The organism is Thauera sp. SDU_THAU2 (assembly GCF_038260575.1).
Lineage (GTDB): Bacteria > Pseudomonadota > Gammaproteobacteria > Burkholderiales > Rhodocyclaceae > Thauera.
The window spans coordinates 4,691,458-4,701,121 of sequence record NZ_JBBWUN010000003.1; the positions used below are offsets into that span (position 1 = coordinate 4,691,458).

A 9,664-nucleotide genomic window follows, 5' to 3' on the forward strand; every position below is an offset into this window, starting at 1 on the left:
TGATAATGACGGGATGAAAAGAGTCCTGATCGTTGGCAGTGGCGATGTCGCCGCCCGCTGCCTGCCGTGGTTGACGCAGCGCTTTCGTGTTCTCGCCCTCGTACGCCATGCCGATGCGGCCGACGCGCTGCGCATTGCGGGCGCGGTGCCGGTACGGGCCGATCTCGACGACCGCAGGAGTCTGATCAGGCTGGCCGGGCTTGCCGATGTCGTATTGTACTTCGCTCCGCCGCCTGCGCAGGGGGCCGCCGACACCCGGATGAAACGCTTCCTGGCCGCATCCGGAGCGGGCCGGAGTTCACCACAGGGCCTCGTATACATAAGTACGACAGGGGTTTACGGCGACTGCGGCGGCGCCTTCGTCGACGAGACGCGGCCCTGTCGCGCCAGCACCGCGCGGGCATTGCGGCGGGTCGATGCCGAGCGCCGGCTGCGCCGCTTCGGGCGCCGCAACGGCGTGCGCGTCAGCGTGCTGCGGGCGCCCGGCATCTACGCCGCGGACCGCCTGCCGCTCGAACGCCTGCGGCGCGGCGACCCGGTGCTCGCAGCGGCAGACGACGTCTTCACCAACCACATCCATGCCGACGACCTTGCCCGGCTGGCCTGTATGGCGATGTTCCGTGCCGGCGCCGGCCGCGTGTATAACGCCAGCGACGACTCCGGCCTGAAGATGGGCGAGTATTTCGACGCCGTGGCCGACGCGCTGGCGCTGCCGCGTCCGCCGCGGCTGCCGCGCGAGCAGATCGTCCAGCGGCTGTCGCCGCTGACGCTGTCCTTCATGGGCGAATCGCGCCGGCTCGACAACCGCCGCATCAAGCGGGAACTGCGCACGGCGCTGCGCTACCCGACGGTGGCGGATGGACTGCGCGCACTGCCGGGCAAGCACTGAGCCGCCGCTTCCGTCTTCCCTTTTCTCCATCATCGGGATTCATCGACATGCTGACCATCAAGGCCTTGCACATCATCTTCGTCGTGAGCTGGTTCGCCGGCCTGTTCTACCTGCCGCGCCTGTTCGTCAATCACGCCATGGTCGAGGACGCCGCCACCCGCGAGCGTCTGGCGATGATGGAAATGAAGCTCTACCGTTTCATGACGCCGCTGGGCATCCTCGCCGTGGTGCTGGGCTTCTGGCTGTGGTTCGGCTACGGCTTCACCGGCGGCTGGCTTCACGCCAAGACCCTGCTCGTCGTCTTCCTGATCGGCTACCACCTCTACTGCGGCCGCCTGCTGCGTGCCTTCGCCGAGGGCCGCAACACCCGCAGCCACGTGTGGTTCCGGGTGTTCAACGAGATTCCGGTGCTCGTTCTCTTCGTCGTGGTCTTCCTCGTCGTGCTCAAGCCGTTCTGAATCCAGGAGTCACGCCGATGAAACGTTTCAAGCTAGACTTGGTCCAGTGACTTAGTTCGATTGGAGAAGGTCATGCCGCTCACCGTCAATGTCCATGAGGCCAAGACGCAATTGTCTCGCCTGCTCGAGCAGGCCCATGCCGGACAGGAGATCATCCTCGCCAAGGCGGGCAAGCCTTATGCGCGCCTGATGCCGCTGGCGCCCGAGACTTGCATACGTCAACCAGGCCGACTGGCAGGCAAGCAATTCGATGAGGCTTTTTTCGAGCCTCTGTCCGACGAAGAGCTTTCCGCCTGGGAATGATGGCGATGACCGGCCTGTTGCTCGATACGCATACGCTGTTGTGGTGGTGGCTCGATGATCCAAGGCTTTCGGTCCTTGCCCGGCGGGCAATTGCCGATCCAGCCAACCCGGTTTTCGTCAGTGCAGCCAGCGCCTGGGAACTGGCGACGAAGCATCGGCTCGGCAAACTGGGTGAAGCCGATGAGGCGGTCGGCAGGTTTGCCGAATTGGTATCGGCAGATGGTTTCGAGCACCTTCCGATCACTTACTACCATTGTCTGACAGCAGGTGCTTATGCCGTCGAGCATCGGGATCCCTTCGATCGCATGCTTGCTGCACAGAGCCAACTGGAGAAACTCGTGCTGCTTACGCGCGACCCTGCGTTCGAGCATTTTGGAACCCGCACACTCTGGTGAATGTGGTCGCTGCAACCGGACCTGCTTGCGCTGTTAAACTGGCCCGGCGAGTGCTTCGATCCCCGACCTGCTACGAGAAAGATCATGAGCCTGCCCCAGCCCAAGACTTCGTTCGGGCCAGACGATTACCTGGCCTGGGAAAGCGAACAGCCCTTCCGCAGCGAATACGTGGACGGCGAAGTGTTCGCCATGGGCGGTGCTTCCGACGCGCAGGGCACGGTGGCGGGAAACCTGTTTGCCAGCTTGCATGCTCTTTTGCGTGGCAAGCCCTGCAAGACCTTCATCGCCGACATGAAGGTCCATGTCGAAGCAGCAAACAGCTTTTATTACCCGGACATCCTCATCACCTGCGACCCGCGCGACCGCACGCCCGAGGCAAGCCACGTCAAGCGCCATCCGGTGCTGGTCGTCGAAGTGCTGTCGCCCAGCACTGAAGCCTACGACCGTGGCGACAAGTTCGCTGCTTACCGCACGCTGCCCTCATTGCAGGAGTACGTGCTGGTTTCGGTGGAGCAGCGCCGCGTCGAAGTCTTCCGCCGCGATGCCACCGGGCACTGGGTGCTCTATCCGTTTGCAGCGGATGAAGAGCTGGAACTGGCCAGCGTAGATTTCCGCTGCCCGGTGGCCGAGGTATTCGAAGGCGTGGAGGGAGCTTAGGCTCGCGTTGCCCTTCAGGCCGGCTGCCGTTCTTCCAGAATCTTGAAGAACACCGTCTCCAGCGACACCGCCGGCTTCACCGTCACCAGCCGGCCGCCGGCGGTCTGCAGGCGGGTGAGGAAGGCGGGCAGCGCGGATTCGTCCAGTTCCTGTTCGTACTCGCCTTCGCGGATCACCGCGTGTTCGCCGTCGAGCGGCGCATTGGCCTGGTAGCGGACGATGAAGCGGTCGGCGCGTTCGCTGACCAGGTCGCGCGGCGAGCGCGTGGTCAGCAGTTCGCCCTGGTGGATGAAGCCGAAGCGGTCGGCGATGCGCTCGACGTCGTGCAGCACGTGCGAGGTGAAGAAGATCGCGCCGCCTTCGCGCTTGTAGTCGGCGAGGATGTCCACCACGTCCTTGCGCCCTACCGGGTCCAGGCCCGACAGCGGCTCGTCCAGCACCAGCAGGCGCGGTTCGACGACCAGCGCATGGGCCAGCGCCACCCGCTGCACGTTGCCCTTCGACAACTCGCGGATGCGGCGCCGGGCGTTCTGCGCCACCGAGAAGCGTTCCAGCCACTGCATGCACCAGGCCTCGGCATCCGCGCGGCGGATGTCGTACATGTCCAGCGCCATGCGCAGGATTTCCATCGGCGTGAATTGCTCGTACAGCGCGGGCGATTCCGGCACGTAGGCGATGCCCTTGCGCGAAGCCGCCTCGCGCGCCGAAACGCCGTACAGCTTCACCTCGCCTTCATAGTCGTTGATGACGTCGAGCATCACCTTGATCGTGGTCGACTTGCCCGCGCCGTTGGGGCCGACGAAGCCGAAGACCTCGCCTTCGCTGACCTCGAAACTGACGCCGTGCAGGGCCTGCACGGTCTTGCCGCGCGAATGGAAGGTCTTGCTGACGGAGCGGAATTCGAGAGCGGATGTCATGGGTGGTTTCCTTGGCTACTCCACATGCGCAGCGATTCGAAATCGAACGATAGCTGGCGGTGGTGACGGATGGCGAGCAGATGCACGGTGTCGCCGATGTGCGCATACAGCACCAGATGTTGTGCCGTCACGTATTCCCGCAGGCTGGCCGTGGGGTCCAGCTTTTCGAGTTGTGAGACGAGCCGCTCGAGCTGTGAGGCCGCTTCGATGGATTGCGCAGGGCGGGCGAGGAAATCACAGCCCATGTCCGGGTGGCGCTCGAGGTTCGGGATCACCACGTCGTGCAGGGTATCGAGGAGCGTATCGAAATGCCCGGACGCATCGGTTTCGTCCAGGAAACCTTCGATGGCTTCGAGATGAAGCTCGAAGCTTCGGGTGACGAGGACGGCAGCGATCCTGCTCATCCCTTGGCGCGGCGTGTCTTGAAATCGGCGATTGCCGTGCGGGCGTCCCGGCTGCGGCCCTCGGCAACGTCTCGCAAGCCGCTTGCGGCATCGTCGATCAGCAGCATATGGATGTGCGCGCGTTCGAGCCGATGGTAGTGATCCAGGCGTTGTGCATCGATCAGTGCGACATAGCTCTCACCATTCTTGGTGATGATCTTCTCCGCGCCTGCTTTGACCTGATCCGCCAGCTCAGACAACTGGGCACGGGCGGTGGTCAGCGAAACGATGTCTCGTGCAGTGATGGTCATGATGGTGGCTGTACAGAGTTGACGCCTTGATTCTAGCCTGAAGGCAAGCGCTCGGTAACAAATCGAGGTTGCCGCCAAGAGAAGGTCGGCGATGCCGGTAGCTTGGGCGGGTGCCTCGTTCTGTGGCAAGGACGGTTTGGATACCCCTTGCCTACGGCCTTTCGAGCCCGGCGATCTTCAGCTCCCGTAAGCGGAAACGCCCCTCGGCGAACTCATAGCCGATGCGCAGCGGATCGTCCGGAAAGGCGTCCAGTTCGCCGCTGTCGATCAGCGCCTGCGGGTTGGTCAGCGCCTGGCCAAAGCGTGCCTCGTAGCGCTGCTGGGCGGCGCGCAGCGTCATCAGGCCCTGCAGCCGGACGATGCGCTTGTCGAGCATGCCCTGCAGTTTGGGATCGCTCGTCTGGGCGCGCTCGCGCTGCAGGAACTCCAGCGCCGCGCTGTCGTCCTTCAACTCGCCCGCGGCCAGCATGATGGCGAATTTGCGAAAGCCGGCCGCGTTGTCGGTGGCACGCTCGGCAGCAGTCTCCAGCGCAGCGCGGGCGCCGTCGACGTCGTGCAGGAAGAAATACTGGTTGAAGCCGTAGAAGAAGGGCGGCACCTCGTCCCAGAAGCGGCAGTCGGTCGCGCGCTCGAGCAAGTCGTTGCCTTCGGCCACCGCGCCGCCCCAGGTCAGCAGCGCATTGCCCTGGTAGTAGTTGTCCTCGTGGCAGGGATTCAACTGCGCCACCACGCGCCGCGCACGGATCGCGAAAGAGGCATTGGCTTCCGCCGCCTCCGGCGCGTCACTGGCGGTGGCGACGGCGCGGATCGACTCGAAGTTCGCCGCCAGGAAGCGGTCGCCGCCGGTCAGCAGCACCTGTACCGGCGCCGACAGCACCACACGGTCGAACACCTCGACCGGTGGCGCGGCATTGACGGGCGGACGCGTTGCCCAGATCACGGCAAACAGCCCGAAGCCGGCCACCGCGACCGCCAGCGGAGCGAGGTTCCTCCGATCCATCATGCGAACTTCTTGCGGTTCAGCGCCCATACCGACAGCCCCAGCAGCGCCGCTGCATAAGCCAGCGCCGACACCACGCGCAGCGCCCAGTCCTCGGGCAGGAACTGCCACTGGCCGTAGAGCGAGATCATCCGCACATCCAGCGCGGCCAGATCGGGCAGCAGATAGCCGAGCAGGCTCAGCGACGACTGGTAAGTGTCGGCATGGCCGACCAGCGTGCTGTCGCGCGTCAGCAGCGCGACGATGGCCGAATAGGAGCGGGCCACCAGCATGAAGCCGAGGGTGCCGATGAGGACGAAACTGGGCGTGGTGGTGGTGACGGCGATCAGCGTGCCAATGGCGAGCACGACCAGCAGGTCGAGGGCGATGAAAGCGAGGGTGACGAGATAGGGCAGGCCGAGATCGGGGGGCGTGGACTGCTCGTAACTATGGCCGATCCAGGTGGTCAGGCCGGCGAGCAAGACACCGAGCACGGCGAGCAGGCCGAGCATCAGCAGCGCGATGGCGGCGACGCGGCCGAGCAGGAACTGATGGCGCGGGCGAGGGTAGGTCAGGGAGCTGAGGTAGAGCTTGCGGTCGAACTCGCGGGAGAGGAGTTCTTGGAGGAGAAGAGTTGAAAGCAACGGCAAGACGAGGCGAATTGTTGATAGACCTACGTCCAGCGCCACGGTAGCAGGTTGGCGGCCGCTGAACTGGTTGACCATCAAGACGGTGGCTATCAGGAAAACTGACAACCACAGAGCGAAGGAAAGAAAGCGAGCCCGAAGCGCAAGGCGTAAGGCAATAAAAAGAAGCGGGGAAAAGAGCATCGCCGGTATACTTTCTGCTTAAAGCAAAAGGTTGGAAATCAAATTACCGTATGCTGGAAATAGAGTCTCGAGAACGGAGGGATATTCATCTGGCTCGCCATTGTCCCCGATATAGAGAGGCTGTTGGGAGATTCCAACAGCCTCTAGGATACATGATAGCTTACAGGCCAGCTCGTTCTGCAGCTTCTGCAGTCACTGAGCCACCAGTAACTACGCAGTTCTGGGAGTTCGCTTCAATAACACGTCCTCCATCGCTACTAGTAGTGTAAGCCCTCCCTCCCGTGGCTTGTTGGGGTTGTCCGGGGATCATGGGGGCAGTGGAACCATCATTCGGATCGACCCAATCAGGATCGGGGATCATCGGAGTTACCGTCCATGCTCCCTTTTGGCCGTTTGGATGGCATGTGGCTACAGCGATTCGGTTGCTTGCCGTATTGCAAGCATAGGCACCATAAACAAGATTCGAAAGATTGATCCGAACAGCTTCTCTCAACAGGGAGCAGCCAGCAGCATCATTGGTGATCGGTTCTCCGCTTGTGAATGGAGTTCCTGCGTCATCAGCCGCCATTACGGAGGCGGAGACTGCGATGCCGAGCAGAATGCCTAAAGTTTTCTTAATAAACATAATTGTTACTCCTGCTTAGAGTATTCTTAATGATTAGTTCTGTGCGGCCATCATGACCGTGATTGCATTTTTGGCGTCGGCATTAGCAGTCGAGTCGTTTGCCTTTGCTCGATAATTGTTGAACTGCGGAATTGCCACCGCAGCCAGAATGCCGATGATCGCCACGACGATCATCAATTCGATCAGCGTGAAACCCTTCTGAATCTTTTTCATTTGCCTTGCTCCTTGAGTACGGCGGTGATCCGCTTGGAATGTACTTAGCGAAAGCCGTGCCAGGTTCAGGAGCGCAAATTCGGGCAAGTTTCCGTGATTTTTTACCGCCGGGTTGACAGCAGGGCGCGGCGGGATGTGACAAAGCGGAAAGCGGGATTGTCAAAAGTTGACATTCCGGCTTTCCGCTTCGGAGTCATGCCGGTCATTCGGCGCAAATGACCGTACAGAGTCGGGCTGCATGTCCGGGAGCTGCGGACAGCGACGGGCGATTTGGCGGTGCTCAGGCTGTCCGGAGCAAGCGGGAGCGCGATGTCGCGTCGGAGGAAAGGCGTTGAAGCGTTGAGGCTGGCTGGGAGATGCGATGCCGCGGCTTCAATGCGTGTCGAAGACGTCTTCGAGCGTTTGCGCATCCAGCAGCCTGTCTCCCCAGCGTTCGAGATCGGCGCGGGTCGCCCGCTGCAGGCGTTCGGCGGTCCGGCCATCGAGCGGGCCGAAACGGCGCGCGAGCAGGCGGCTCAGCAATTCGCGCTCGCCGTCCTCGCGTCCTTCCTCGCGTCCCTTTTCCAGGCCCTGTAACAAACCTTGTTGAAGGCCTTGTTCCAATCCGGCATGGCGGGCGCGTTCGCTCCAGGTCAGCATTTCCTCGTTCTCCTGCGGGTAGCGTAGTTCGTACAGCCGCCGTTCATTATCGTCAAGCGGACTGTAGATGTCGATGAAGTCCATGTATTTGATACGTTTTTCGATGCTCGGTTCGAGCCCGATCAGGCCGCGCACGGCCTGGGCGTAGATCTCCAGTTTTCGCTCGCGCGGCCAGCGCATGTTGGGCAGGTTGAGCCGGGCGACGAGGTTGGAGCTGTCCAGCCAGGCGTCGGCCGGGGTATCGGCGAGGATGCAGGCGAGATAGTCGAAGCGCAGATAGGTGTGCCGCTCGCTGCCCAAGTCCAGATGGCGGCGTATCCGTTCGCCGCCGCGCAGGAAGATCACCACCGGCACCACGCGGTCGGTTTCCATCAACTCGGCGAGCGTAGCGCAGTAAGACACCAGTCGGTGGATGGAGAAACGGCCTGGTGCGCTTTCTTCCTCCAGCACGAACAGCAGTGCTTCGCGTCGGCCGTCGGGCCATTCGGCCAGCAACGGCACGTCGAGTTCGTGGAAGCGGTCGCCGAGGCGGTCCTTGAGTTGTTCCTGCCGGATCGGGGTGATGCGCACCGCGTCATCCAGATCGTGGGCTTCGTCGGGTGCGAAGAAGGCCAGCGCCTGCCGAGGGTAGTCGAGGATCAGGTTCTTGAAGTTCTGGTCGTGGCTCGGCGCTGGCATCGCACAATCCCGGTTTAATGACGAATGGGATTATATGCGGACTGAATTCGACGTGCGACGTCAGGCGGGCGTTGCCCATTCCCGGCAGATTTTCCCGGTCTGTTCGATGGCCAGCGCTTCGCCGGTGAGGCCGCAGTGCGTGGTGGCGCCGTCGGTGCGGAAGTGGGCGCATTGCCGGCAGATGCCGAAGGCGTGCTGGCCGTTGAGGCGTTGCAGGGCGACGAGGATGTCGCGCAGGGTGCCGGCGAGCGCGGCGCCGTCGGGCTGCATGTCGAGTGCGCGCTGCATGCGCTCGGCCCAGCTGTCCTGCAGCACCGCCATGCCGGCAGGTGTCAGCTTCAGGTGGATGCGCTTGCCGTGGCGCGCGTCGGCCTGCTTGACGATCAGCGCCTTGCGTTCGAGCACGGCCAGGGTCTGCGATACCGTGCCGCGGGTGATGCCGAAGTAGTCGGCGATGGCGATCGGCAGGTCGCTGTACTGGTTGGCCTGGGCGAGGTATTGCAGCACCTGGATGTGGATCGGCAGCAGGCCGTGGCGCGCGGCGTCCTCGCGCACGGCCTGCTGGAGCAGTGCGCTCAGGCGTTCGAGGTACAGGGTGGCGGAGCTCATGGAGATAATGTATCGCCTCGATGCATGACTTGACCAGCGTGATGTATGGAGTCTATGCTCAAAATGCATCGAGTCGATGCATCAATGTCCATTGAACCGAGGAGAGTCATCATGAGCAAGGCTGTGTTCTTCCACGCGGGTTGCCCGGTTTGCGTATCTGCGGAGCAGCAGTTCGCCAGCGCGCTCGACCCTGCGCGCTATACGGTCGAAGTCGTGCATCTGGGCGAGCAGAAATCCCGCATCGCCGAAGCCGAGGGCCTTGGCGTCAAGTCGGTGCCGGCGCTGGTCATCGACGGCCAGCCTTTCCACATCAACTTCGGGGCTTCGCTGGATGATCTGGAAGTAGGCGTGTCCGTCCGGCCATGGCGGGCCGGCGATCGCTGCAGGTTCCCGCGCATGCAGTCGATGGCGAAGTGCTGCCGATCGTGCAAGACCGGGGCCATCATTGCTGGTTCAAGGGCGTACGCCATCCAGCGCTTCGCCCTTGAATCGCCACCTCATTTCCTTTTGGGTTTCCGCTTTGGCCGCTGTTCCGCCTGTTTTTGTGCAGCCGCCGCCGGGCGCGGCTGGCCGTACTTCCGGTAAACCGCGCGGGCGTCGGCCTCCGCGCGTTCCTGCGTACAGATGGACGGATCGTCGTCGTGGCCGCTGAAGAAGTCGTCCTCCTGCGCGGCCATGACCAGCTTGATCGCGGCTTCTTCGCTCTGCTCGTAGCGTTCGTAGAGCAGGGTGGCGACTTCGTCCAGATGCTGTTCGTAGCTCATCGGCATGGCGTCCG

At 62.7% G+C, this 9,664-nt stretch carries 14 protein-coding genes and 2 pseudogenes; 6 read left to right on the forward strand and 10 right to left on the reverse strand.

Annotated elements, in window-relative coordinates:
- Positions 1 to 13: 13 nt before the first annotated feature.
- From AAFL97_RS23610 to AAFL97_RS23630, 5 genes are all read left to right on the forward strand, one after another.
- A complete protein-coding gene (locus tag AAFL97_RS23610; RefSeq protein WP_341647023.1) occupies positions 14 to 889 on the forward strand; it encodes an NAD-dependent epimerase/dehydratase family protein in 876 nt (291 codons plus the stop codon).
- A 47-nt stretch (positions 890 to 936) separates the two neighbouring features.
- Positions 937 to 1,347, forward strand: coding sequence for a CopD family protein (locus AAFL97_RS23615; RefSeq protein ID WP_341647024.1), 411 nt, complete (start codon positions 937 to 939; stop codon positions 1,345 to 1,347).
- Between the two features lie 72 nt (positions 1,348 to 1,419).
- Positions 1,420 to 1,650 carry a type II toxin-antitoxin system Phd/YefM family antitoxin gene (locus AAFL97_RS23620; RefSeq protein WP_341647025.1) on the forward strand — a complete coding sequence of 77 codons (231 nt, stop codon included), beginning with the start codon at positions 1,420 to 1,422 and terminating at the stop codon, positions 1,648 to 1,650.
- A gap of 5 nt (positions 1,651 to 1,655) precedes the next feature.
- Positions 1,656 to 2,045 carry a type II toxin-antitoxin system VapC family toxin gene (locus AAFL97_RS23625; protein WP_341647026.1) on the forward strand — a complete coding sequence of 130 codons (390 nt, stop codon included), beginning with the start codon at positions 1,656 to 1,658 and terminating at the stop codon, positions 2,043 to 2,045.
- A gap of 84 nt (positions 2,046 to 2,129) precedes the next feature.
- On the forward strand, positions 2,130 to 2,702 hold the full coding sequence (locus AAFL97_RS23630; protein WP_341647027.1) for a Uma2 family endonuclease: 573 nt from the start codon (positions 2,130 to 2,132) through the stop codon (positions 2,700 to 2,702).
- Between the two features lie 14 nt (positions 2,703 to 2,716).
- On the opposite strand, the gene AAFL97_RS23635 is transcribed toward AAFL97_RS23630, so the two are convergent.
- The 9 genes and pseudogenes from AAFL97_RS23635 to AAFL97_RS23675 form a co-directional block, all read right to left on the reverse strand.
- Entirely contained in the window at positions 2,717 to 3,619 is a 903-nt protein-coding gene (locus tag AAFL97_RS23635) for an ABC transporter ATP-binding protein (protein WP_341647028.1), read from the reverse strand.
- Entirely contained in the window at positions 3,616 to 4,023 is a 408-nt protein-coding gene (locus AAFL97_RS23640) for a type II toxin-antitoxin system RelE/ParE family toxin (RefSeq protein ID WP_341647029.1), read from the reverse strand. The genes AAFL97_RS23635 and AAFL97_RS23640 overlap by 4 nt, the downstream gene beginning before the upstream one ends.
- A complete protein-coding gene (locus AAFL97_RS23645; protein WP_263462619.1) occupies positions 4,020 to 4,313 on the reverse strand; it encodes a type II toxin-antitoxin system Phd/YefM family antitoxin in 294 nt (97 codons plus the stop codon). The genes AAFL97_RS23640 and AAFL97_RS23645 overlap by 4 nt, the downstream gene beginning before the upstream one ends.
- A gap of 151 nt (positions 4,314 to 4,464) precedes the next feature.
- Positions 4,465 to 5,316 carry a hypothetical protein gene (locus AAFL97_RS23650; RefSeq protein ID WP_341647030.1) on the reverse strand — a complete coding sequence of 284 codons (852 nt, stop codon included), beginning with the start codon at positions 5,314 to 5,316 and terminating at the stop codon, positions 4,465 to 4,467.
- The gene (locus tag AAFL97_RS23655) at positions 5,313 to 6,122 is read right to left on the reverse strand and encodes a hypothetical protein (RefSeq protein ID WP_341647031.1); all 810 of its coding nucleotides are present in this window, start codon (positions 6,120 to 6,122) and stop codon (positions 5,313 to 5,315) included. Before AAFL97_RS23655 ends, AAFL97_RS23650 begins: the two co-directional genes overlap by 4 nt.
- A gap of 160 nt (positions 6,123 to 6,282) precedes the next feature.
- Positions 6,283 to 6,747: a hypothetical protein gene (locus AAFL97_RS23660; RefSeq protein WP_341647032.1), complete on the reverse strand. Its 465-nt coding sequence runs from the start codon at positions 6,745 to 6,747 to the stop codon at positions 6,283 to 6,285.
- Between the two features lie 125 nt (positions 6,748 to 6,872).
- A pseudogene (locus AAFL97_RS23665) lies at positions 6,873 to 6,960 on the reverse strand (pilin); the annotation flags it as partial.
- A gap of 372 nt (positions 6,961 to 7,332) precedes the next feature.
- Entirely contained in the window at positions 7,333 to 8,277 is a 945-nt protein-coding gene (locus tag AAFL97_RS23670) for a DUF4351 domain-containing protein (protein WP_341647033.1), read from the reverse strand.
- A 60-nt stretch (positions 8,278 to 8,337) separates the two neighbouring features.
- Positions 8,338 to 8,886: a MarR family winged helix-turn-helix transcriptional regulator gene (locus tag AAFL97_RS23675; RefSeq protein WP_341647034.1), complete on the reverse strand. Its 549-nt coding sequence runs from the start codon at positions 8,884 to 8,886 to the stop codon at positions 8,338 to 8,340.
- Between the two features lie 111 nt (positions 8,887 to 8,997).
- On the opposite strand from AAFL97_RS23675, the gene AAFL97_RS23680 reads away from it, so the two are divergent.
- On the forward strand, positions 8,998 to 9,471 hold the full coding sequence (locus tag AAFL97_RS23680) for a thioredoxin family protein (protein ID WP_341647229.1): 474 nt from the start codon (positions 8,998 to 9,000) through the stop codon (positions 9,469 to 9,471).
- On the opposite strand, the pseudogene AAFL97_RS23685 reads toward AAFL97_RS23680, so the two are convergent.
- A pseudogene (locus tag AAFL97_RS23685) lies at positions 9,453 to 9,656 on the reverse strand (hypothetical protein); the annotation flags it as partial. The gene AAFL97_RS23680 and the pseudogene AAFL97_RS23685 overlap by 19 nt on opposite strands.
- Positions 9,657 to 9,664 lie beyond the last annotated feature (8 nt).

Coding starts and splice junctions, on each gene's coding strand:
- AAFL97_RS23610 (WP_341647023.1), top strand. CDS start 14: ATGAAAAGAGTCCTGATCGTTGGCAGTGGCGATGTCGCCGCCCGCTGC.
- AAFL97_RS23615 (WP_341647024.1), top strand. CDS start 937: ATGCTGACCATCAAGGCCTTGCACATCATCTTCGTCGTGAGCTGGTTC.
- AAFL97_RS23620 (WP_341647025.1), top strand. CDS start 1,420: ATGCCGCTCACCGTCAATGTCCATGAGGCCAAGACGCAATTGTCTCGC.
- AAFL97_RS23625 (WP_341647026.1), top strand. CDS start 1,656: ATGACCGGCCTGTTGCTCGATACGCATACGCTGTTGTGGTGGTGGCTC.
- AAFL97_RS23630 (WP_341647027.1), top strand. CDS start 2,130: ATGAGCCTGCCCCAGCCCAAGACTTCGTTCGGGCCAGACGATTACCTG.
- AAFL97_RS23635 (WP_341647028.1), bottom strand. CDS start 3,619: ATGACATCCGCTCTCGAATTCCGCTCCGTCAGCAAGACCTTCCATTCG.
- AAFL97_RS23640 (WP_341647029.1), bottom strand. CDS start 4,023: ATGAGCAGGATCGCTGCCGTCCTCGTCACCCGAAGCTTCGAGCTTCAT.
- AAFL97_RS23645 (WP_263462619.1), bottom strand. CDS start 4,313: ATGACCATCACTGCACGAGACATCGTTTCGCTGACCACCGCCCGTGCC.
- AAFL97_RS23650 (WP_341647030.1), bottom strand. CDS start 5,316: ATGATGGATCGGAGGAACCTCGCTCCGCTGGCGGTCGCGGTGGCCGGC.
- AAFL97_RS23655 (WP_341647031.1), bottom strand. CDS start 6,122: ATGCTCTTTTCCCCGCTTCTTTTTATTGCCTTACGCCTTGCGCTTCGG.
- AAFL97_RS23660 (WP_341647032.1), bottom strand. CDS start 6,747: ATGTTTATTAAGAAAACTTTAGGCATTCTGCTCGGCATCGCAGTCTCC.
- AAFL97_RS23670 (WP_341647033.1), bottom strand. CDS start 8,277: ATGCCAGCGCCGAGCCACGACCAGAACTTCAAGAACCTGATCCTCGAC.
- AAFL97_RS23675 (WP_341647034.1), bottom strand. CDS start 8,886: ATGAGCTCCGCCACCCTGTACCTCGAACGCCTGAGCGCACTGCTCCAG.
- AAFL97_RS23680 (WP_341647229.1), top strand. CDS start 8,998: ATGAGCAAGGCTGTGTTCTTCCACGCGGGTTGCCCGGTTTGCGTATCT.